Genomic DNA, 24,155 nt, shown 5'->3' with positions numbered 1-24,155 from the left:
GGTTTTCTGCTTTTTAACCTAATTTTTTGGCAGCCTCTAAAAGCAGCTCTTTGGTAGCCAAGATACCTGCCTCTTCATCTAGTTCGCTGCCTTCATATTCAACACCGATAAAACCTGTATAGCCATGATCTTTTACAATTTTCAACATCTTGGCATAATCTATTTCGGTCTCATTGCCGTCTTCATCAAAGTTATGTGATTTTGCGCTTACGGCCTTTGCATATGGCATTAATTCTTCAACACCTTTATAAATGTCGTACATCTCTTCACAATCCCAAGTGCCTTCTTTGCGCTTGATACAGAAATTGCCAAAATCAGGCAGCGTTCCACAATTGTCCATATCCACCTTTTTCATCACCTCGGCATGCAGTGCTCCATTAGATGATAGTCCACCATGGTTTTCGACCAGAACATTGATGTTTTTTGTTTTTGCATAAGTGCTCAATTTGGTAAGACCATCTACTGAGTTCTGAATCCACTCATCTGGGTCATTACTACCGTTCAAGTTTACCCTAACCGCATGGCAGCCCATCGCAGCAGCAGCATCGACCCATTTTTTATGTTTTTCTATGGTCTCGTTTCGCTCATTCTCATCGCTCACGGCCAAATTACCTTGCCCATCTATCATGATAAGTACGTTCTCGAGCCCGTATTTTTCTGCCTCTGCATTCGATTTTTCAACGAAAGCCGCCATGGCCTCTTCTGAATATCCTGCTTCTTCAAGTTCAGGATTATACAATTGGCTCACGTATTCTAAACCGGTAAAGCCCCAGTTCTTAGCCTTTTCGGCAAATGTGTACGGATCCACCTTGTCTTCACGAATCATTTTATGTATTGACCATTGTGCCAATGACAGTTTAAAAAACGGTGCAGCCGCCTCATTCTCGGTAGTAATGGCTTCTTCGGTGCCCTCTTCTTTTTTCTTGGTTTCTTTACAAGCATAAATGCCCATGATAGAAAGTGCTGCACCAGCCCTTGAGCTGTTTAAGATAAACTTACGTCTTTTCATTTGTTAGGATTAGATAATTGTATTTGAAGGATTTGGAGCTTGTTCGCCATCGAATATGCGAAACTATTAAGGTATACAGCGAATAAATGTAGAAAATTAATTTAATATTTAATAAATTTAGGGACTAAACAATTTCGTAAATGAGCAAATTTTATTACAACGAAGAGCAAGAATCTTACGATGCCATTGTAGTAGGTACTGGAATCAGTGGAGGCTGGGCCGCAAAAGAACTTTGCGAGAGCGGACTCAAAACGTTGGTTCTAGAACGTGGGAGAATGGTAAAACACGTTGAAGATTATGAGACCGCCAATAAAGACCCCTGGGATTTCCCCAATGGCGGTGTCGCCACCAAAGAGATTATCGAACAACAGCCGAAACAGCACAGAACTGGCTATACTACAAGCCAGGCCAGCCACATGTGGTTCGTAAACGATTTAGAACACCCATATAACGAGACCAAGCGTTTCGACTGGATGCGTGGTTACCATGTAGGTGGTCGTTCTCTTCAATGGGGTAGACAAAGCTATCGTTGGAGTGATATTGATTTCGGAGCCAATGCCAGAGAAGGAGTTTCAATCGATTGGCCCGTGCGATATAAAGATATCGCGCCTTGGTACGCCAAGGTCGAAGATTTTATCGGAGTAAGTGGTGAGGCGTTGAACCTTGAGCAACTTCCTGACAGTAACTTTTTGCCTCCGATGGAGCTGAACTGTGTTGAGCAACATTTTCGTGAGCAGGTAGCCGACAAATTCGGCGGTCGTGTCGTTACCCCTGGTAGAACCGCGCACATAACAGGCGACAAGGCTTTTGAAGGAAGAACCAAATGTCAATTTAGAAACCGCTGTATCAGAGGGTGTCCTTTTGGCGCCTATTTCAGCAGCCTTTCATCAACGCTGCCTGCGGCCGAGGCCACTGGTAATTTAACGCTAAGGCCAGATTCTATAGTTCACGAAGTAATTTACGACCCGGATACGAAGCGTGCCACTGGAGTAAAAATAATCGATAGGGTTACCAAAGAGCATTACGAGTTCAAGGCCAAAGTCATATTCCTTTGTGCATCGGCAATCGCCTCTACCTCTATTTTGATGCAATCGAAGTCGGATCGCTTTCCTAACGGATTGGGTAATGACTCCGACCAATTGGGTAGAAATATTATGGACCACCATTTAGGTGTAGGTGCACGTGGAAATTTTGACGGTTTTGAAAACAAATATTATAAAGGAAGAAAACCAAGTGGCTTTTACATTCCTAGGTTCAGAAACTTAGGAGGTGATTCAAATCGCGAATACAAACGTGGCTTTGGCTATCAAGGTGGTGCCTCTAGAGGTAATTGGGAAGATACAGTAGCAGAGCTTTCTTATGGTGCCGACTTAAAAGATGCTATCTTAAAACCAGGTGGCTGGTCGTTTGGAATGACCGGTTTTGGCGAAGTTCTACCTTATGAGGATAACAGGTTTACGCTTGACTACGAAAAGCTTGACCAATGGGGCTTACCTACAGTCACCTTTGATGCCGAATTCAAAGAAAACGAATGGAAAATGCGTGAAGACATGAAGCAATCAGCCGTAGATATGTTAGAAGCAGCGGGCATGAGAGATGTCGAGGCTTATGACAACCCTGGCGCTCTAGGTCTTGGAATTCACGAAATGGGAACGGCCCGAATGGGAAGAAGCAAAAAAACATCTGTTCTGAACGGTAACAACCAGATTCACGATGTACCCAATGTTTATGTAACCGATGGTTCTTTCATGACTTCTGCAAGTTGTGTCAACCCATCATTGACCTACATGGCCTTTACTGCTAGAGCGGTAGACCATGCGGTTAAAGAACTTAAAAAAGGAAATATATAATGGATAGGAGAAAAGCACTCAAAAATATGGGTTTGGCACTCGGTTATACCGTTGCCACTCCTACATTGATCAGTATCGTACAAAGCTGTAAACAAGAGACAGTTTTCGAATGGACTCCTGATTTCTTTGCAAAAGATGAAGGTGCGGTACTTACCAAATTGGTAGATATCATTTTGCCTAAAACCGATACCCCTTCTGCCTCTGAAAACCAAGTTCATCTATTTATTGACCGTTTTGCGGTAGAGGTGATGGACGAGAAGCAGCAAAATTTCATAAAAATGTCGATGGGCCGGTTTATGGAAAAAGCGCTTGCCGACTCTGGAAAAGAAAAGGCAGGTGAGTTGACAGCTGAAGAATTAGAGCCGGTACTTGCGGAAGCCCTCAAAGTTACGAAGGCCGATGAAGCTCAAAATTTTAAGGCCATTCAGCAATACCATGAGGCCATTGCCGAAGGAAAGGAACCTTTGTTAGATGATGGCATTTCCAGATTTGCCTTTGCCAATAATTTAAGGGGGCTTACTATTATGGCCTATAAAACTTCCGAATATGTAGGCGAGCAGTTAATGGCTTATCTACCGGTACCCGGGGAATACATTGCCTGTGGAGATGTACAGGAATTGACCGGCGGCAAGGCATGGTCTTTATAAATTTTAATTAGATAGATATCACAAGGGTCAAGGGTGTTGCAATCAATATCCTTGACCCTTTTTAACAACAACTTAATTCAACAAGAGAACCAAACTTATACTTAAATGAAAAGAAGAAATTTTATTCAAAAAACAGCATTGACGGGAAGCGCACTTACCATGGGAAGCTCGTTGGCATACGCTAGCAATAGCCTCGTCGAAAATGCCGCCCCTCATAAATTCAATCTTAAATATGCCCCTCACTTGGGTATGTTTAAGGAACTGGCCGGGGAAGACATCATCGATCAAATCAATTTTATGGCCGACCAAGGCTTTACCGCGTTTGAAGACAACGGAATGATGGGCAGAGATGTGGCCATGCAGACCAAAATGGGCGAAACCTTGGCCAAAAGAGGTATGACCATGGGCGTTTTTGTTGTTGATAAAGGCGGCAACATGGCCAACACTTTGGCCGCTGGCAAACAAGAACATCTCGATATTTTCTTAGATGGTTGTAAAAGAGCCGTAGAAGTGGCCAAAAGGGTCAATGCTAAATGGATGACCGTGGTGCCTGGTGGGTACGAAAGAAGATTACCTATTGGCGTACAGGATGGCAATGTCATAGAGGCCCTTAAACGCGGTGCTGAAATATTAGAACCTCATGGCCTAGTGATGGTCTTAGAACCCTTAAGCGATTCTCCCGACCTCTATTTACAAAACTCGGATCAGACCTATATGATTTGTAAAGGCGTCGATAGCCCTTCGTGCAAAATACTATATGACATATACCATCTTCAAAAGACCGAAGGTCATTTGATTCACAACATGGATTTAACTTGGGATGAAATCGCCTACATTCAAATCGGTGATAACCCAGGGCGAAAAGAACCCACCACAGGAGAAATTAACTATAAAAATGTCTTCAAGTGGATTCACGAAAAGGGATTCGATGGTGTTCTAGGTATGGAACATGGCAACTCAAAATCTGGAAAAGCAGGTGAACAAGCCGTTATCGATGCCTACAAAGAAGTAGATAGTTTTATGTAACTATTATTTACATATGTTATATAAGAGCGACCCTTTCTAGGTCGCTCTTTTTATTTGATTTCAAGTATTACCAAAATGTATACGTATTATGTGATTTTGTTTAAACCTGAAGAGAGGGCATTCCATTAATTTTGTGTTTTTAGTTGGGATAAATATTCCATCGGCAAAAAGTAGAGTTATGAGAGAAAAATTCAACCATTTCTAACTCTTAGTTGACCCGTTTTTAATTGGATGAAAAGAATTTTTAAAATAATAAAAAGAATGTTGGCAATCTTAGGCATACTCGTGGGTATAATAGTATTAATCGGTGTTCTCTTTATGAATTTGAGCCCTGAATTCGGCGGTAAACCTACTGAAGCGCAATTGGCAAAATATGCCAAATCTGCGAACTATAAAGAGGGCAAGTTTTTCAACTTGGGCAATGTAAAGACCGATATGAGTGCGGGCGATATGGCCAAAGCGATAGGCGGCATGTTCAAAAAGATACCCAATGCCCTGCCGGCAAAACCGCTTCCTGTAAAACCAATAGACTCTAGCGCTATTGTCAACTACAAGGGTGAAACTCGATTCATTTGGTTTGGTCACTCCGCCTTTTTATTACAGATGAACGGCAAGAATATATTGTTAGACCCTATGTTCGGTGATGTTCCTTCTCCACATCCTTTGCTAGGTACTAAAAGATTTAGCGATGGACTTCCTATAGCCATAGAAAAACTCCCTAAAATAGATGTGGTCATACTTTCACACGACCATTATGACCATCTCGATTATGGGTCCATCAGAAAATTGAAAGATAAGGTGGGGCACTTTTATACCCCATTGGGCGTAGGCAACCATCTAAAGAAATGGGGCGTTACCGAAGATAATATTACCGAGCTGGATTGGTGGCAAGAGGTTACGACCCAAGAATTCACCTTCACCAGTACTCCTGCACAACACTTCTCTGGAAGAGGTTTTTCCGATAGAGATAAAACCCTTTGGAGTTCTTGGGTAATTCAAGCCAAAGGCGAGAAAATCTTCTTTAGCGGCGATAGCGGCTACGGACCGCATTTTAAAACCATCGGCGAAAAATTTGGCGGTTTTGATTTTGCAATGATTGAATGTGGGCAATACAACGAGCTTTGGTCAGAAATACATATGTTTCCCGAGCAAACGGCCCAAGTAGGCCTAGATATTAATGCCAAAACGATTATGCCCATTCATTGGGGTGCTTTTAAGTTGGCACAACACTCTTGGGTAGACCCTGTAGAAAGGGCAGTCAAAAAGGCTAAAGAATTGAATGTATCCATCATAACACCGCAAATTGGGGTGCCAACCGTTGTCCCTCAAAACCAGCCTATCTTAAATACTTGGTGGCAAACAGCGAATCGGTAACTTTAGGTCGTCTCAATTAAGAATATGACTCATCATACCTTTAATAGTATTTCTGGGTTTCACAATCATTTTGGCCTACCAGAACCAGAAAACCCGCTATTTAGTATTGCGCACAGAGTGTTCTCAAACGAAACGGTCAACTGCGACACCGCCCCACTGGAAGAACCCGTAAGTATAACAGCCAACTTTTATACCATCGGACTTAAAAATATCATTTCTGGCGAACTCATCTACGGCCGCACCAAATACGATTGTAGTAAAGGCACTTTACTGTTCACCGCCCCGGAACAAACTATTACTTATAAAGATTTGGTGGCAAGTTCAGAAAGTTATCACATTGCATTTCATAAAGACTATTTGAACGGTAGCGTACTCTTAGACAAAATTAAGCAGTACAATTATTTCAATTACTATGTAAACGAAGCGCTTCATCTTTCACCCAAGGAGGAGGAATTGATGAAATCAATTTTCAAGAGCATTCAGTTAGAGTACCATAATAATCAAGACGAATTCAGTAAAGAAATAATTCTGTCGCATTTAGATACACTTTTAAAGTATGCCGACCGGTTTTACAAAAGACAGTTTTTAAACCGAGAAGATATTAATAAGGCTCTATTTAGCCGTTTCACCTATATTCTTGAGACTTACTACGATGATAATCATTTTGAGAAAAAGGGCATTCCATCCGTAGAATTTCTGGCCGAGCAATTAGGGGTAAGCCATCGGTACATGAGCGATACGATTAAGGCGGAGACCGGAAAAACAGCCATTGACCAAATCAACCTCTTTTTGGTGGATCGGGCAAAGAACCTGCTTTTATCACCGAACATGAGCATTTCAGAAACCGCTTATAAACTTGGGTTTGAATATCCTCAATATTTCTCTCGTATCTTTAAAAAGAAAGAAGGGATAAGCCCAAAAGAGTATAGGGAGAAGTTTAGTGTCAACTAGTATCTAAGCAGGAATCAAAAAGCAACGACCTCAACAGCATTGGTTAAGGTCGTAGACCATTGATTTTTTAATTATGCCGGAATCTCGGGCGTATTCAATCGGGCAATAGAAGCATTTATTTCTTCTTGGGAAAGTTCGTGACGAACAATCTTTCCCTCAAAATAATCATCATAAGCCTTCATATCAAAATTACCATGACCGCACAGATTAAAGAGAATGGTTTTAGAAACCCCTTCTTCTTTACATTTTTTGGCCTCTGCCACTACTGTGGCAATACCGTGAGTGGCTTCAGGTGCAGGTATAATACCTTCTGTTCTTGCAAAAAGAACACCGGCTTCAAAAACTTCTATATTATCATGGGCCACAGCCTCGATTAAATTATCCTTTAGCAATTGGCTTACAATGACCCCCGCGCCATGATATCTTAATCCACCTGCATGGATCGGTGCCGGAACGAAATCATGACCCAATGTATACATGGGCAGCAAGGGTGTCATCCCTCCTGTATCACCAAAATCATAACGAAACACACCTCTGGTCAATTTAGGGCATGACGTGGGTTCGCTAGCGATGCAGCGAATCTTTTTGCCCTCCTCTAGATTCAGCCGTAAAAATGGAAAAGCCAATCCGGCGAAATTAGACCCTCCTCCAAATGGGGCCACCACTATATCTGGCATATCGCCAGCCTTTTCCATTTGTTTGATGGCTTCCTGGCCTATTACGGTTTGGTGCAGTTTCACATGATTAAGAACACTTCCCAAGGCATATTTGGTATCATCGCGTTGTGCGGCCATCTCTACCGCTTCACTAATGGCGATACCCAGTGAACCCGGACTATCAGGATTCTCTGCCAAGATTTTTCTACCCGCCTCGGTCAAGTCGGTCGGCGATGCAAACACATTGGCTCCCCAAGCATTCATCATTGATTTTCTATAGGGCTTGTGATGATATGATAGCTTAACCATATAGACATCGCACTCAATATTGAAGTGCTGGCAGGCAAAACTAAGAGCGCTTCCCCATTGCCCAGCACCCGTCTCGGTGGTAATGCGTTTTACACCTTCTAACTTGTTATAGTAGGCTTGCGGAACGGCCGTGTTCGGTTTATGCGAGCCTGAAGGGCTTACACCTTCGTACTTGTAATAAATCTTGGCAGGGGTATCCAGCGCTTTTTCTAAACCATACGCCCGATACAGAGGTGTTGGTCTCCATAGGGAATAAATATTTCTTACTTCATCGGGAATGGTAATCCATTTTTCGGTGCTTACCTCTTGTTCGATCAGCGCCATTGGAAAAAGTGGGGCCAATGCATCGGGACCAATCGGCTGCAATGTTCCGGGATGCAAAGGAGGCAATGGTTTATTGGGCATATCTGCCACAATATTGTACCAATTTTCGGGTATTTCGTTTTCGGAAAGGGTGAATTTTCTTGTCTTCATGAAGTGCAGAATTGATGTATCTCTTTAAAGATATAAAACAACTGCATCGGATGACAGCAAGTTCTTAGTTATTGGATTAAAAAAGAGAAGTTTTTTGTGAAAAAAATCTAAATAAATGATTGAGCAAGAGCGAACAGCGTCACATTGTGCTAAAATTATGTCAAAATGTTCATTTTAAGATACTTGACATCATCCTTTAGGTATATTTGTCACGTATATACGATACAATTCGGGGCGATGGATAAATACGTAACAATACTGATCATTTATATATTGGCATATCTCTTTTCTGCCATAGCGCGACCGTATATTGAAAAATAGGAATAACTCATACACCTTCCCCCTTACCAGATAAAAACAAGAGCATAATGCACAAAAAAACCCTAGAACTTAATCTAGGGTTTGAATGCTTTTACAGTTTGTTAATCAAGAACCACACATTAAGCAGTCGTCATCGGCCTGCCCTTCTTTAGCCCTAGCTATCATTTCTCTCATTTCTTCAGGTGTCAAAGGTTGTACATCAACTTCTTGCTGAGGCTCAGGTGTTGATTTGACTTCCATTGCAACGGCTGCCTCCGCCGATGGAGCCACCGCTTCTGCTTCTGCTGCGGCCGCTACACTGACCGGAGCGGCTTTCTTCTTACTATTATCCAAAGTAAATTTAATGGCATCTACCGCAGCTTTTGTACGCAGGTAGTACATACCTGTTTTCAATCCGCTTTTCCACGCATAAAAATGCATTGATGTAAGCTTAGCATAGTTGGCATTTTCCATGAACAGGTTCAATGATTGGCTTTGATCAATGAAATAACCTCTTTGACGGCTCATATCAATGATATCTTTCATGCTCAGCTCCCATACTGTTTTATAAAGATCTCTTATTTCTTGAGGAATGGTCTCAATATGCTGAATCGATCCGTTGGCACGCATTAGCTCTTGCTTCATGTTCTCATTCCATAAGCCCAACTCAACAAGGTCTTCAAGAAGGTGCTTGTTGACTACGATAAACTCACCAGAAAGTACCCTTCTGGTATAAATATTCGAGGTATATGGTTCGAAGCACTCATTGTTTCCTAAAATTTGAGATGTGGAAGCGGTAGGCATCGGTGCCACCAACAAAGAGTTACGAACACCGTTCTTCTGAACGTCTTTTCTAAGTTTTGCCCAATCCCATCTTCCGGATAGTTCTTCGTCTTTTATACCCCATAGATTGTGCTGAAACTCACCCTGGGAAATGGGCGACCCTTCGTATGAAGAGTACGTGCCCTCTTCTTTTGCCAACTCCATAGAAGCAGTAACCGACGCATAGTATAGCGTTTCAAATATTTCTTGGTTCAAATTTTTGGCTTCATCGCTTGTAAAAGGCAAACGGAGCATAATAAAGGTATCGGCCAAACCTTGAACCCCAAGCCCTACAGGACGATGACGCATGTTCGAGTTTTTAGCCTCCGGAACCGGATAATAATTTCTATCGATTACCCTGTTCAAGTTCCTGGTCACCCTTTTGGTTACTTTAAACAGTTCTTTATGATCAAAGGCACCGTTCTTAACGAACATAGGTAAGGCTATGGAAGCCAAGTTGCATACGGCTACCTCATCCGGCGCTGTATATTCTAAAATTTCTGTACATAGGTTGGAAGAACGAATGGTACCTAAATTCTTCTGATTGCTTTTTCGGTTGGCCGCATCTTTGTACAACATGTAAGGGGTACCGGTCTCAATTTGAGACTCAAGAATCTTTTCCCACAAATCACGGGCCTTCACCGTTTTACGCCCTTTGCCCTCTTTCTCATATTGGGTATAAAGCGCTTCGAATTCTTCACTGTGTGTAGTAAAAAGACCGGGGCATTCATTGGGGCACATCAACGTCCACTCTTCATTGGCCTCTACCCTTTTCATGAACAGGTCGGAAATCCACATTGCATAAAAAAGGTCTCTAGCCCTCATTTCTTCCTTACCATGATTTTTCTTCAAATCAAGAAAATCATAGATATCAGCATGCCAAGGCTCCATATAAATAGCAAAGCTTCCTTTTCTTTTTCCACCACCCTGATCCACGTAACGGGCGGTATCGTTGAAAACTTTTAGCATGGGCACAATACCGTTCGAAGTACCGTTTGTGCCGGCTATATAAGAACCCGTAGCTCTAATATTGTGTATAGAGAGACCGATGCCCCCGGCAGATTGGCTAATTTTAGCTGTTTGCTTTAATGTGTCGTAGATGCCATCGATACTGTCATCTTGCATTGCCAATAAAAAACAGGAAGACATTTGTGGTTTTGGCGTTCCTGAATTGAACAAAGTGGGCGTAGCATGGGTGAAGTATTTTTTAGACATCAACTCATAGGTCTCGATGGCCGCTTCAATATCGTTCAGGTGAATACCCACAGAAACCCTCATCAACATATGTTGAGGGCGTTCGGCGATTTTACCGTTTATCTTTAACAGGTACGATCTTTCTAAAGTCTTAAAACCAAAATAGTCGTAGCCAAAATCTCGGTTGTAAATAATCGTTGAATCTAGTCTGTCGCTATGCTCTGAAATAACATTGTACACCTCATCGGAAAGTAACGGTGCCTTTCTATTCGTACGCGGATTGACATACTCGTACAAATCTTTCATGGTAGCCGAGAAAGATTTCTTGGTATTCTTATGCAAGTTAGACACAGAGATTCTCGCAGCCAATTTGGCATAATCAGGGTGCGTCGTAGTCATCGTAGCAGCGATCTCAGCCGCTAAATTATCTAATTCAGAAGTGGTTACACCATCATACAGACCTTCGATTACCCGCATCGCGACCTTCAAGGGGTCGACAAGGCTGTTAAGGCCATAACACAATTTTCTAACTCTGGCCGTGATCTTATCGAACATGACCATTTCTTTTCTTCCGTCTCTTTTAACTACGTACATTTTGGCTACTTTTTAAAGATGAAACTAAATTAATGGGTCTTTTTCTGTTAAATTTTTTAACAATTTATATTTCGGGCGCAAAAACCCCTTTTCTCAAAGGGGCGCATGCAATAATTTTATAATGGGTCTAAAAATCTGCGTCGAAGCTGATTTTTTGAGAATCTTCGTCTTTGTCTTTGTTAAGAACACCTGCCTTCTGGTACTCTGAAACCCTTTTTTCAAAGAAGTTGGTCTTTCCCTGTAGGGAAATCATATCCATAAAATCAAAAGGGTTGGTGACATTATACACCTTATCGCAACCCAGTTCGACCAACAACCTATCGGTAACAAATTCTAAATATTGAGTCATCAATTTTGCGTTCATACCGATTAAGCTCACTGGCAAAGATTCGGTAATAAACTCTCTTTCTATGGTCAAAGCATTCGTTAGAATCTGAGTAATTCGCTCTTTAGGAACCTTATTGATCAGGTGCTTGTTATGAAGATGTACGGCAAAATCACAGTGCATACCCTCATCTCTTGAAATCAATTCGTTCGAAAAGGTAAGACCTGGCATCAAGCCTCTCTTTTTCAACCAGAAAATAGAGCAAAAAGCCCCAGAAAAGAAAATACCTTCAACGGCAGCAAAAGCTATTAAGCGCTCTGCAAAGCTTGGAGACTCTATCCAGTTCAACGCCCAATCGGCTTTTTTCTTGATAGCGGGAAAGTTTTCAATGGCCTTGAACAACACATTCTTTTCTTTCTCATCCTTTACATAAGTATCGATTAAGAGTGAATACGTTTCAGAATGAATATTCTCCATCATAATCTGAAAGCCGTAGAAAAATTTGGCTTCGGGATACTGCACCTCGCTTACGAAGTTTTCGGCCAAATTTTCGTTCACTATACCATCTGAGGCAGCAAAAAACGCCAAGATATGTTTAATGAAATAATGTTCATCTTCATTTAACTTATTGTTCCAGTCGTTCAAATCTTCATGAAGATCGATTTCTTCCGCTGTCCAAAAACAGGCCTCACATTTTTTGTACCATTCCCAAAGATCATGATGTTGAATAGGAAAGATTACAAAGCGGTCGTCATTTTCTTCCAGAATAGGCTCTACAGCGGTGGACATATTTAAATTTTTTAAAAAAATTGTGTGATGGGATGAACGGTTTCCCTCGTGATGGGTTAACAAAGATGAAAAAAAACCGCTGCTTTCAAGGGCGCTGGCGGCTATTTCTCTTATAAAGTTTTTAACACAAATTGTTGAAATGTACCTTGACAGGTGATATACATTGCCCTTAGAGAATACGGGGGTTCACTAGATAAAAGTCGAATAAAAAATTAAACCAAAAAGTATATTGAAAACATACTTTTTGGTTTATAAGCAACTAAACTCAACTAACCCTATTTTGACAGATTTTTTTCTAATCTTACGAGTCTTGCCTCTAAGGCCATTATACGTTCGGATTGAGTCTCAATTAAGGTTTGCTGTTCTTGAATGGCCTTAATCGCAATAACCGCAAAGACACTATAGTCTAACCCCAGCATGCCATCTTCATTGTTAGAAGATACGAGTTCAGGAAAAAGACCCTGTACTTCTTGTGCTATAAGACCTATAGTTCTATTTCTATTGATATCGGATTTGTAATAATAGGTACTGGGCCTTAATTCTTTGACTTTGCCCAAAACGTTCTCTAAAGGTTCAATTTCTGATTTTAAACGTTTATCAGAACTTTGAACGTAAGCTCCATTGTTTGCATTTATAAACCCACGCAAAACTCCTCCATAATGAAACCTTAATCCAAAACCATGGGTTATATCCCAGTCATCATTGATTCCGTCACTAAACCGCAGGCCTGTACCAACTGCTTGTCCACCTTGATTAATATGTAGTTTGGCAGAAGGTGAAGTTGTACCTACACCAACATTGTTATCATCTACAGTAAGTCTTGGATTACCTCTTGAGGTTAGGTGCAACCTACCGGAGGTATTATTTCCCGTAGTACCCATTTCAATATCATTTACCCCGTTATTACTATACATGCCTACATATCCGATTCTACCGGATGGCTTGTTAAAGCGGATCCAACCATTGCCATCAGCGCGCGTTGATTCAATTAAGATGGGACTATCATTAATGGATACTATTTCAATTGGCGAACTTGGCGTCGCTGTACCGATACCTACATTTCCGGTATTAAAGTGAATATTAGTACCGTTCACAGACCACAAAGAACTGCCTGCACCCGAACCCCCGATTACAAGATTTCCATTGGCGTCGGCTACCACGTTTCTTTGACCAGCACCCGCCAAATCTCTTGACTTGATGGTACCATCAACATCTAGTTTTTCTGTTGGGTTCGTAACCCCGACACCTATATTACCATTATATTTTATAGTCAATCTTTCCTGCAAGGTGCTACTTCCGTATGCGGCGCCATCTTTGGTAAAAAAGCCTAAATCACCCCTAAACTGAGCGCCGCCGGCCGTTTTGGTCTCAATTCTTGTTATAGCAGAATTTCCTGGGGAAGAATTAGAAATAAAATCTAGCCTTCCTATGGGTTGGTTGGTAGAACCTTGCCCGCCCTGTATTTCGACGGAAGCCAAGGCGTTATCTCCAGGGCTAGTACCGGTAGCAACCGTTAAATAAGTACTTGCTCCACTCTCTACTCCTGGAGCACTATTTCCGACACCAACACTTCCGCTATCAAAATAAATATCACTGCCATTTTCTTCCCAAAGAGAACTACCTCCTCCACTAATTTCATCGGTTCCAGCAATCCACTGGCCCAAAGCAGCATTCCACTTGGCCACCTGGCCATCAGCAGTTCCTTCCAAACCGGAAATATTAGCGCCATCTCCCACTAGCAGTCCGCTTTCTCCGGTAACATCTATGTAATTACTTAAATCAACTGAACCAGCACCATCTTCGATGCTCAGTACATCACCAATCAAAATCAAACCTTGATCATCGGTATCTACCAGACCTCCCGCTGCCAGTTCTTCCAAAGCCGCCTGCGCATCAGTTGCCGCCAAACCCGTACCTGTATTGTTGAAAGGAACCTCTGCTGCTGTTTGGTCATCGGTTCCCCCTGGAGGGATAATCCCTGAAAGGTCAACGCCGGTACCGTCTGTAATATTCAAAACAGTTCCTGAAAGCGATAAATCTTGATTATCGGTGTCTACCAAGCCCCCCGCAGCAAGCTCTTCCAAGGCCGATTGCGTATCGGTAGCCACCAGACCCGTACCTGTATTGTTGAAAGGAACCTCTGCTGCCGTTTGGTCATCGGTTCCTCCTGGAGGAATGATTCCTGAAAGGTCAACACCGGTACCGTCTGATATCTCTAAGTTCGTACCGGTAAGAGTTAAATTCTGTAGTTCATTTGTTGGGTCTGCATCCGCATCGGCTCCTCCCCCTGCCGAAGCCAATTCATCTATCGCATCTTGAGCATTAACAGCGGTCAATCCAGATACTGTGTTGTCATAGGGTACTTCACCCGCATTCTGTTCAACTCCCCCACCGGCAAAGAATCGATTGTCTACATAGGTCTTTACCGCTCTTTGTGTTGGCAGTATACCATTGCTGTTCTCTGAAAGAGTTCCATTATCTGAAATCTCGTTTACTTGATTACCGGTGCTCAGGTTAAACCCTCCTTTGACCCGCAAATTATTCTGAATGGCAACCTCCCCTTCGTTCTTGTTTTCAATATCAGAACCATTGACCACCCATTGCTTGTCACCCGAAGCAATGGCATAGGGCACAGCCATCAGTTCGGTTGTACCTACCTCTACTCCGTTCATCGACACTGTCATAAAGGCCGCATTGCCCCAAGGTAGACTGGCGTAACTTCCATTAATTAGGTTTCCATCTCCAATTTGAAGATTAAAGACCCCGTTAGCATCGGTCTCTAATTGGTGTGCCTCTTCATAAACCACCGTTGCCGCCGAACTACCGAAACGAAGGGCGATTCCAATCTCAATATTTTCTTCTTCCAAAAGATTACCATCTGCACCTCTAGCAATACCTTGATAATTGATGTAATTTTTTTGAATCTCTTGGCCATACGATTTCATTGAAACAAAAAGAAAAATGGCCACCAACCACAAGAAGTAATTCTTTTTCATAATCTTCAGTTCTTTATAATTTTGTATTCCTTTAAACTTTTACCCTTTACCAATAATTGAAGTATATAGACCCCCTTTGAAAGGTGACTCAAATCAAGCTTTTGTTCTACTTGCCGACTCTCTACAGATTGATGTAGTACCCTTTGCGCGTTAACCCCAAAAACCTGCATGGCAAGAATTTCTTCTTCTCCAGTATAGATTGTTATATGATCGATTACCGGATTTGGATATACACGTATCTGTATATTTTCTTCATTTTCGACTGGAAGGGGAATAACCAAAATACCCTTACCGACCCAAAAACCTTGGTCGATAGACGTGGGGCCAGCTATATAGCCTACAACGCTTTCGCCCAGGGTGTAATTAAGACTTTGACCGCCAAACGAAAGAAGTTCTCCCGCGCTGCCTATGACACTTCTTTCTATAGACTGGGCACATATGAAGTGAAATACTGAAACAGTAAGAGCCATGCATGTAATAAGTGCTTTCATCTTTATCATGTTTTATCTTTAATGGCGAAAATCGATATAGGTTAACGTCGGTGAGACCTTTTCTTTTTATAGACGAACAATTCAATAGAATCAAAGCTTATCTCTACCGCTTTTGAAAAGTCTCCTAAAAATCTGTTGATGCTGTACCCCAAAATCAAAATACCTTCAAGAATAAAAAGTACTACAGGATTGAAAGTTTGAACAAAGGCTAAAACGGGCTCGGCAAAAATGAATGCCGTATTCAAAAAAATAGCGAGCATTAGAACTAACGAAGTTTTCATATAGTTGGTTTTAAAGTTATTGTTAGACAAAAAATTCTTTGCACATCAAAGGATGCCATTGGACACCTTATAAAAAGCAAAGAGGTAGTACTTACTTATAATGCTGATTATAAGATTTTTATATCGACATTAAGTTAGTCTAAGTTGGCAATTAGCGAAGTAAATTTGTATAGCTGGGCGTACTTCTTGTAGGGATTACATTTTTCGCCCTTTATGCATCGCCACCTTCCACAACAAAAGAAAAAGGCGCTCATTTAATGAGCGCCTTAGGTTTTTTTAAACCACTATCTTAAATGGTCTTGAACCATTCTTCATATTTCCTCCCTAAGAGAGGAGCGGGGTTTTCTTTACCGCTTATGGCATTCACCAAGGCAATAACCCACATATAAAAAAGAAAAAATATGCCGACAATGTTGATAAGCCACCCGATAATAGGTATGACACCGACAATGGCCAAGGCAAATCCGGTAAGGCAAAGACCGATGGACTGTCGTATGTGGTAATGAGCATAAGAATGCTTTTTCTCATTGTTCATTACAAAGGCTATCACTAGACCGATTACAGTGATGTAACTTATAATTGCTATTCTTTTGGCATCTTCATTCACCCTATCACTTGCTTTTTCTTCGTTGAATTCTGTTTCTATTGTTTCCATTTTTTATCATTTATATTATTTCAAATTTTTTACTCTGCCAGTTCTACTAAAGCTTCTAGTTTTAATTGTTTCACTAGCTTCCAAGATTCCTCCGGGCCTATTTCATTACCAAAAAAAGTTGCCAGAAATCGATTTCTGTACGAGAACATCAGTTGAGTATTATTCCTTTTTTTATAGTGGGTCTGCTGGGCCTTAACACCTCCAACCTCAACAACTTTCCGGTGCTTTTGTTCATCTTCCTCCTCCATATCAAGATTGCCCAACATTCCATATCCTGCTGCCATCATACTTCCTGTAGGTCCAGCACCATCAACAATGGTAATCTTGACCTCTCGACCATTATCTTCGTTCTTATAAACACCTTCTACAGAATTGACCTTGTACATACCTGCTTGCCCCGTTTTAAAGGCCGTTCTTTTCATATCATCCAGTTCATGCGGCAACCAACTCTTTAGTTGCTCATGGGTCAAAGGTGTGGCCTCTTTTAGTTCTTCTATTTTAGATTCCATACTACTCACATCTTTAACTATTGATGTGGCATTCGAAAAGCCTGTTTTGGCCTTCTGTAGTTTTTCTTTGGCCTCACCCATACATGAAATGCTCAAAATGGCCAGTATAAGCGGTATTGCTATTTGTCTCATTTTCTTAGCTTTTTTATTGCTGATTACAATCTTGCGCATCAATTTCAGCCTTGGCCTCTTTAATAGCTTGATCGATTTCTTGTCTACTAGCGGTAGGAACGCAATCATAAACATCGTTCAGCGCATCATAATAATCTTTAGCTGCGCTTTTATAATTGGCACAATTGGATGGTGTTGGGTCATCGGCATATGCTTGGGCGGCATTCGACCATGTCTCCAGCTCATCGGCATATTGAAGTGACCAATTGCCACCGAAACAGGCACCTGCAGGGTTCAGTGGGCTGTCTTTATCACAAGAAAATAAAAAGACAAGGCTCATTAATACACATGCAACCAGTAGTTGGTTTTTAATTAGTAGCGTTTTCATATTATTTCATTTAAGATTTGTGCTGTTTTATTCACAGATATTTCCCTCTGTATTTTCATTAAAGGCTATATTATTCTGAGTAAGATCAGCACCAGCTCTGACTGAGATACCACAACCTCCACTCTTTTCAATGAGGCTGTTTTCAACCCTGAGTTTTCCTGATTTGAGGTAAACGGCAGTTTTATCACTACAGCAATACACATAGTTGGATCCTGCGCCACTTACTTCATTATATATCAATCGGTTATTCGAACTGTTGGTCTCTACATGAATACCCCGCCAAGTTCCTGCTGAATCGTCTAGCCCCATAAAAAGAATCTTTTTTTCGGAGGTGCCTGTGGCATTTAAATAACCATTATCATAAACCCCGAGCCCTGCGTTACTCTCGAATTCGAAGACGGTACCGGCCAAAATGTTCAATGGAGCGGTAATGTCAAGCACTTTGTTAGATTCTATTCTATACGGTACATCTAGAGCCCTGACCGTGGTAGTTTCAGTAATTCCATCAGAAACCAACAACACGTAATCCTTATCGTTACCTGTATAAGAGGAGTTTTCACCATCGAAATCATTTAAAAACTTCGAGCTAATTTTGACCGGAGCCTCTGAATGAGTGGTTATTGTATTGGCATGAAAAGCATCAAAAGTGAAATTTTGTAGGGCAACAATACCAAAGCCTTTTCCATTGCTTATGTTGGTATTCGTAAAACTGGCATTGCCTGACTTTAATAGAATGGAGGCTTTTTCATTGCAGCAGTAAACATAATCACCACCAGCATCGGAAATGTTTAAGTAATTGATTTGATTATTCTCACTGTACGTTTCTAAATGAAGGCCCCTCCAAGACCCACGTACCGAAGACAAACCTCTCATAATTACTGGGTTGTTATCCAGTCCACTTACTTTTAACCACCCACTATCGTAAACCCCAATACCACTACCTTCTTCAAAGGCAATTTCTACTCCCGGTTCAATGGTCAGGCCAGCAGTCACATCTAAAACACCATTCTCAATTAAATAAGGAACATTTAGTTTTTGCCATATGGTATTTGTCTTTAAATCTCCATTTTCTATAAAAACAAAATCATTTGTATTGCCACTGTAATCGGAACCCGTACTATCTAAATACCCTACGGATTCTGGAGCCAACTTTACGGGATAATCTAGATGACCTTCAATTCTTATATTACTATATGCGTCTAGTACCGTACTAGAATTTATATAAATACCCGAACCGCCCCCGTTTGAAAGTTGAAGGTTTTTTAAAGACACTTTTGCCCCTTTCAGAAATATACTGGCCGCTTGATTGCAGCAGTAAACGTAATTGGAAGCGGCATCTTCAATGTTAATGTATTCTAACTTATTGTTAACGGAGCGGGTTTCAATATGTACTCCACGCCACCAACCCTGAATATGGCTTGTGCCTGTAAAGGTAATCGGGTTGGTATCTCTACCTACCGCCGTTATAATTCCTTCATCATAGACCCCTAAACCTGCATTTTCTTTAAAGGCGATAACCACGCCCGGTTCAATGGTAAGAGCAGCGGTAATATCTACCACACATTCTACTAGGTAATCAATTTCAGCTGGGCCATTTACTAAAGTAGTTGTTTCGGTTATATCGCATGCCAAAACCTGGGTTTTTTCACTGACCCCCGGCTCTTCGGGCTTATATTGACCCTCACGAACCCATTTTTGTTCATTACCGGCGCCAGACGAACCTACATTTATACGCAGAGTATCATCTTGTTTAAATGTGATTACTGCGTTGTAATAGTTTCTATCGCTACCAAGCTCTTCATAGTTATAACTTTCAAAATCATACGGAGTAATTTCATTCCATTTCACCTCACCATTTTCAAAATCAGTTCCGCGTTTATCAATTATGGTACCCTTGTTGCCATCAACTTCTATCAACATGCCGTCATTTGTAGGGTTATTGCTTGCAATTCTTACCCAGGTGCCAATCAAACTGTCAATAGAGATTAGTTCTACCGTTTCCTCTTCCTGAGGTGTACTCTCCATATCAATTGGGGTCTGGTTCTCAAGTTCACTTTTAGAACAAGCCATTATCAATAGCGTAACAAGTGAGATATACATTACATTTTTCGTTTTCATAATCTTATGTTTTTAAAGGTTTTACACTCTTTTGTTCCGAAATTTGAAAGAGGTAAACATCTGGCCCATAAATTTTTTTACATTTAAGATGTTTACCTATTGAATACCAAGGTACTAATGAGCGATAAGCAACTAATCAAACAGTTAAAGAATCGGGACAGGAATGCTTTGAAGGAAGTATATAATGACTATAGAAGGGAGTTCTTTAAGTTTGCCAATCGCTACGAAACTGACCAGAGTACGCTCGAAGATATTTTTCAAGATGCACTGATTGCACTTTATGAAAACGCACAGAACGGAAAACTTGACACGATTAAAAGCAGTTTGAAAACATACTTGTTCAGTATCGGTAAGTTTATGCTTTTTAAAAAATTCAGGGATTCTAAAGAAATTAATGTAGACGACGACTATGTTTTTGATCAAAGAGAAAAGTCAGTCATGCAGGAAATTTTAGAAGATGAAGGGCCCAATGATAGGCAAAAGTGGCTAGTCGCCAATTTTAAAAAGCTAGGTGAAAAATGTAGGCGGATTCTAGAACTGTTTTATTTACAAGGGCTCAAGATTGAAGAAATCATGGCCGTGCAGGGATATGAAAATAAAAATGTCGTAAAAAGTCAGAAATCAAGGTGCCTCAAATCTTTGAAAGACTTAATTCAGCGTAAAGATGGATAAGGAAGAACTGATCAACCGTTATTTTGAAAATTCGCTCACCCCGGAAGAACTTTCGGAATTGGAACAATTGTATTCATCCAACAAGGAATTTGCCGAACAGTTCGATTTTGAAAAGGAATTGAAATTGTCTCTTAAAAAAGAAGAACGACAAGAACTGAAGTCACTTTTTTCTGAATTATCGGATGAAAACCCTCTTTCGACCAAAGAATCAAAGACCATAAAAATGCGACCTTGGCTAATGGCCGCATCCGTTGCGTTATTAGTCGGTATTAGTTCATGGTTGGTCATTTTCAACAATGGGAGCAGAAACCATGACGAATTATATCAAGACTATTTTGCCCCTTATGAAAATGTGGTTCACCCCATTGAACGCGGCCAACAGTTAGAAGACCTAAGAACCCAGGCTTTCATTGCCTATGAAAATCAAGACTACGAAAAGGCCCTGATGCTTTTTAAAGAATTACATGACAAAAGCAATGACACCTACCTAAATTTCTACGAAGCCATTTCGTTAATGAAACTTGAGAAACATGAAGAGGCCGCCGATTTATTCTCAAATTATATTTCAACGAACGGAGAACTGAAAGACCGTGCCCAGTGGTATTTGGCATTGTGCTATCTACGTTTGAACGAAACCGCGAAAAGCAAGTTGCTTTTAAAAGAACTAATTACGAAGGGTGGTTTTAAAGCTAAAACGGCCAAAAAGTTAATCGCCGAACTTGAATAATCCACTGAGGCAATTAAACTATCATGACTTCCTCGTTTTTTTGAGTACCAAGAAAGTACCAAAAACTATCAATACTGCCATTACAGCCCATACCCAATAATTGATAGGATTGACAACTGGTGAATTATTGCCCGAAACAGTGAAAGCTCCCCAATAATAGGGGTGTTTTAGGTAATCATCATCAAGAGATTTTAAATATTTGACTTTGGCCTGCCGCAACGCCTCACTCTTTGATTTGCCTTCACTTAATTCCTCATAAAAAGCGCCCATAATCGCTATGCTGCTTCGGTCATTGATTTTCCATAAGGTATTCACTAGTGATTTCGCTCCGGCATAGTAGAACCCTTTTGATAAGCTCAACATACCTTGCCCTTTTTGAAGTTTCCCAATACCTGTTTGGCAAGCACTTAACGTTACCATTTCTGCCGGAATATGGGCATCATAAAGGTCTTTGACGTACAATATGTTACTGTTCAGCGTGTCATTTTGTGTGAAAGCCAAATAGGAATAATCAGGGTAAGCATCATTGGCAGAGGCGTGGGTAGCCAAATGTATGAAACGATAGTCTGAGGCTTGAGATATGAAATTATTTAACGTAGCGGATTCGTTCGTTACGGCATTGGCCTTAAAATAAGTTTGTATTTTATGAACCTCATCATCATTGTAGAGCAATTGACCAAATTGTCTGCTATCAGTAGGCTCGCCATCAGTTTCAAAAGAAGGTGCAAAAGCCAAAAGCTCGTTTTTAACCTCTCCACTCTTTGCCTCTAACTCTATCAAAGACGTTATCGAATTGCCATAAGAGATGCTTTTTTCATATACCAAATACTCCCCATTTTTCACGAGTAAATCAAATGGTAAATAATGTAATTCTGCATCGCGGATAACCGTTAGGTCGGTAGAAGTAATATCTTGAAGCGGCTTTTCAAGCAACGACTGATATAAGTGCTCCCCGAGAACCTTAATATCCTTTAGGCCACTGTTCAGCTCAGGTTTTGAAATAAGCTCATAGAACTCCAGCACCTTGCTTCTGCTCTCTTGCGTAAATGGAAGTTTTAAAAACCGCTCTTCATTCTTTGTGAAAATCAGTATATATGCGAAATCTTCGGCAAGGGTATACGAAATAAGGGTTTGATGACCTTTATATAATCGCTCTCTAATATCTTTCAGGGTAGTCGTTTCATTATTGTATTTTAAACGATGGTATTTAGGATGTTTGATTTTTAATGAATCTAAGAAACGGAAGTACTCTTGTTTTGCCTGAAACAAACGTTCTGAATAAACCGATTCATCATTAGTCTCAAAGAAATTTTTCTCAATTTGACCTATCTCTGCTCTCAACCTGGTTTCCTTTTCAATAATATTTTTTGGCACTTCACCATAGGCGGTAGCTTGGGCCCCTCTAAGAGCTTCCAGCAGTACAAAATCTTTATTCTTTTCAGTAATGGTCAGTGCCAGTTCAAAATATTCAGGTGATGGGCTAATCGAATAAGCCCCATAAGTGACCTCAAGCATTCTATCAAACATGGGATAAACCCTTTCGATCAACAGCTGTTTGTCAAGTTTGCTATCAAATTCATTCTTCAGTAAATCAAAGGTTTCCAATATTTTGTAATTCGTTCTCAAGGCCAACTCTAAATAAACATCATCATTAGAGATTTTGTACCCTAAGTTCAATAATTGAAGTTTTATATCGAGAAGTTCTAAGTACTGAATTTTATTGAAAACCAATGTCGGATCCGGATTAGCATTCGGGTCCAAATCTTGAAGATGGCTGCCTGCAGACTTATAGGCATCAACGATTATATTCAAACCTTGTTCATAATCACCCTGCTTTAAGGCCATTTTTGCCATTTTTGCCAGCACACCGGCGACGTCTTCATGGGGTTTGTTACTCCGATAAGTTTTGAAACCATTTAAGGCCTTTTGGTAAAATTCCTCAGCTTTATTGTAGTCTTTCAATCCTGTGTAGACATCCCCATAAAGTACACTTACTTCTTTTGAAAAAGTATTTTCGCCTTCTATTAAGCCTTGATTTGAATTCAACACTTCAAGAGCCTCCGCATATTGATGTTGCTCTATCAAATTTTCGGAAAGCAGTATAAAAGTGGAAGTAAAATTATTCTTCTGTTGCGGGTCTTCTAATCTAGAACGGTAGAACTTTAAAGCCTCTTTTAATAATTGATTGGCCCATTCATACCTCCCCTGCACTTCATAAACCTGAGACAATAGTTTTTTGGTATTGAAAACCGTCGATTGCCATTCGGGAATACTGTCTTGGTATGTTCGCACCCAATCGATATCTTTTTTAAAATAAATTTCGGCCTCTTCATACTTGCCCGAATGGCGATAACAAAGGCCCAAATAGCTTAATAATGCCGATATCATATCGATTTCAACTCGAGTTAGTTCAGCATCGGGTATAGACTTTAGTTTCTCGTAATAATCGTAAAAGTTGCTTTCAGCCAGACCATAGTTTTTCAACTTATATTGGTATGAGCCTTTTTCGAAAAACAAATTGTCTTTAAAATAGGGCCCCATAGAAATGCTATCGATATCTGGAGTATTCTTGACCAACGAATCGGCACGGCGTATGTTTTGGCTTTGACCTTCCAAATCATAATAATTGTTATTGGCATTTAGCAAATAGGTGAGACCCAAAATTTCGGCTTCTTTGTCATTTTGCTGTTTGGCCAAGGCTATGACGATTTCATAGTAATGATAGGCACTATCTTTTTGGGTATAATGAAATTGAAGGGCCTTCTCAAAAGCCTTTTCAAGACTTTGAGCTTGAGATAGGGCCATGGTCAGAACCGAAAGAAGTAATATGGCGAACTTAATTTTTCTCATGCACAAAAGTCCTGAAGATATGCTCTTCAGGACTTCC

The 24,155-nt window shown here is 40.7% G+C and carries 19 protein-coding genes; 7 read left to right on the top strand and 12 right to left on the bottom strand.

The genetic code is table 11. The annotated features are described in order from the left end of the window. Positions 1-13: 13 nt before the first annotated feature. Positions 14-1,009 (bottom strand): sugar phosphate isomerase/epimerase family protein, encoded by a 996-nt coding sequence (locus tag D1013_RS02020; protein WP_121847298.1) that lies wholly within the window; start codon positions 1,007-1,009, stop codon positions 14-16. A 140-nt stretch (positions 1,010-1,149) separates the two neighbouring features. Here D1013_RS02020 and D1013_RS02015 point away from each other — a divergent pair, with 140 nt between their 5' ends. The 5 genes from D1013_RS02015 (at position 1,150) to D1013_RS01995 (ending at position 6,857) form a co-directional block, all read left to right on the top strand. Continuing rightward, complete coding sequence (locus D1013_RS02015) at positions 1,150-2,859, top strand: GMC oxidoreductase (protein ID WP_121847297.1); 1,710 nt, start codon at positions 1,150-1,152, stop codon at positions 2,857-2,859. Continuing rightward, on the top strand, positions 2,859-3,506 hold the full coding sequence (locus tag D1013_RS02010) for a gluconate 2-dehydrogenase subunit 3 family protein (protein ID WP_121847296.1): 648 nt from the start codon (positions 2,859-2,861) through the stop codon (positions 3,504-3,506). Before D1013_RS02015 ends, D1013_RS02010 begins: the two co-directional genes overlap by 1 nt. A gap of 105 nt (positions 3,507-3,611) precedes the next feature. After that, positions 3,612-4,532 carry a hydroxypyruvate isomerase family protein gene (locus tag D1013_RS02005; RefSeq protein WP_121847295.1) on the top strand — a complete coding sequence of 307 codons (921 nt, stop codon included), beginning with the start codon at positions 3,612-3,614 and terminating at the stop codon, positions 4,530-4,532. 261 nt (positions 4,533-4,793) lie between these two features. Beyond that, positions 4,794-5,906: an MBL fold metallo-hydrolase gene (locus D1013_RS02000; RefSeq protein ID WP_121850557.1), complete on the top strand. Its 1,113-nt coding sequence runs from the start codon at positions 4,794-4,796 to the stop codon at positions 5,904-5,906. Between the two features lie 24 nt (positions 5,907-5,930). Further along, positions 5,931-6,857, top strand: coding sequence for a helix-turn-helix domain-containing protein (locus D1013_RS01995; RefSeq protein WP_121847294.1), 927 nt, complete (start codon positions 5,931-5,933; stop codon positions 6,855-6,857). Between the two features lie 71 nt (positions 6,858-6,928). Here D1013_RS01995 and D1013_RS01990 read toward each other — a convergent pair whose 3' ends face one another. The 10 genes from D1013_RS01990 to D1013_RS01945 all read right to left on the bottom strand — a co-directional run bounded on the left by D1013_RS01990 (position 6,929) and on the right by D1013_RS01945 (position 19,869). Continuing rightward, positions 6,929-8,296 carry a TrpB-like pyridoxal phosphate-dependent enzyme gene (locus D1013_RS01990; protein WP_121847293.1) on the bottom strand — a complete coding sequence of 456 codons (1,368 nt, stop codon included), beginning with the start codon at positions 8,294-8,296 and terminating at the stop codon, positions 6,929-6,931. Positions 8,297-8,722: 426 nt separating this feature from the next. Continuing rightward, complete coding sequence (locus tag D1013_RS01985; protein WP_121847292.1) at positions 8,723-11,206, bottom strand: ribonucleoside-diphosphate reductase subunit alpha; 2,484 nt, start codon at positions 11,204-11,206, stop codon at positions 8,723-8,725. Between the two features lie 127 nt (positions 11,207-11,333). Further along, on the bottom strand, positions 11,334-12,320 hold the full coding sequence (locus D1013_RS01980; RefSeq protein ID WP_121847291.1) for a ribonucleotide-diphosphate reductase subunit beta: 987 nt from the start codon (positions 12,318-12,320) through the stop codon (positions 11,334-11,336). Between the two features lie 275 nt (positions 12,321-12,595). Continuing rightward, the gene (locus D1013_RS01975) at positions 12,596-15,316 is read right to left on the bottom strand and encodes a tail fiber domain-containing protein (RefSeq protein WP_121847290.1); all 2,721 of its coding nucleotides are present in this window, start codon (positions 15,314-15,316) and stop codon (positions 12,596-12,598) included. Positions 15,317-15,321: 5 nt separating this feature from the next. After that, positions 15,322-15,807 (bottom strand): T9SS type A sorting domain-containing protein, encoded by a 486-nt coding sequence (locus D1013_RS01970; RefSeq protein WP_162987783.1) that lies wholly within the window; start codon positions 15,805-15,807, stop codon positions 15,322-15,324. A gap of 41 nt (positions 15,808-15,848) precedes the next feature. Beyond that, positions 15,849-16,088: a hypothetical protein gene (locus tag D1013_RS01965; RefSeq protein ID WP_121847288.1), complete on the bottom strand. Its 240-nt coding sequence runs from the start codon at positions 16,086-16,088 to the stop codon at positions 15,849-15,851. 289 nt (positions 16,089-16,377) lie between these two features. Further along, positions 16,378-16,743, bottom strand: a complete 366-nt coding sequence (locus tag D1013_RS01960) for a DUF4870 domain-containing protein (protein ID WP_121847287.1) — start codon at positions 16,741-16,743, stop codon at positions 16,378-16,380. 29 nt (positions 16,744-16,772) lie between these two features. Beyond that, positions 16,773-17,384, bottom strand: a complete 612-nt coding sequence (locus tag D1013_RS01955; RefSeq protein ID WP_162987782.1) for a hypothetical protein — start codon at positions 17,382-17,384, stop codon at positions 16,773-16,775. Positions 17,385-17,397: 13 nt separating this feature from the next. After that, positions 17,398-17,751 (bottom strand): hypothetical protein, encoded by a 354-nt coding sequence (locus D1013_RS01950; protein WP_162987781.1) that lies wholly within the window; start codon positions 17,749-17,751, stop codon positions 17,398-17,400. 27 nt (positions 17,752-17,778) lie between these two features. Beyond that, positions 17,779-19,869, bottom strand: coding sequence for a hypothetical protein (locus D1013_RS01945; RefSeq protein ID WP_121847284.1), 2,091 nt, complete (start codon positions 19,867-19,869; stop codon positions 17,779-17,781). A 117-nt stretch (positions 19,870-19,986) separates the two neighbouring features. Here D1013_RS01945 and D1013_RS01940 point away from each other — a divergent pair, with 117 nt between their 5' ends. Both D1013_RS01940 and D1013_RS01935 read left to right on the top strand, forming a co-directional pair. Beyond that, positions 19,987-20,541 (top strand): RNA polymerase sigma factor, encoded by a 555-nt coding sequence (locus D1013_RS01940; RefSeq protein WP_121847283.1) that lies wholly within the window; start codon positions 19,987-19,989, stop codon positions 20,539-20,541. Beyond that, positions 20,534-21,268 (top strand): tetratricopeptide repeat protein, encoded by a 735-nt coding sequence (locus D1013_RS01935; protein ID WP_121847282.1) that lies wholly within the window; start codon positions 20,534-20,536, stop codon positions 21,266-21,268. Before D1013_RS01940 ends, D1013_RS01935 begins: the two co-directional genes overlap by 8 nt. Positions 21,269-21,289: 21 nt before the next feature. On the opposite strand, the gene D1013_RS01930 is transcribed toward D1013_RS01935, so the two are convergent. Then, positions 21,290-24,118: a CHAT domain-containing protein gene (locus D1013_RS01930; protein WP_121847281.1), complete on the bottom strand. Its 2,829-nt coding sequence runs from the start codon at positions 24,116-24,118 to the stop codon at positions 21,290-21,292. Between the last annotated feature and the right edge of the window lie 37 nt (positions 24,119-24,155).

The sequence above is a fragment of the Euzebyella marina genome, assembly GCF_003687485.1.
Lineage (GTDB): Bacteria > Bacteroidota > Bacteroidia > Flavobacteriales > Flavobacteriaceae > Euzebyella > Euzebyella marina.
Note: the sequence above shows the minus strand (reverse complement) of the source record. Positions and strands in the feature narration are given on the sequence as shown.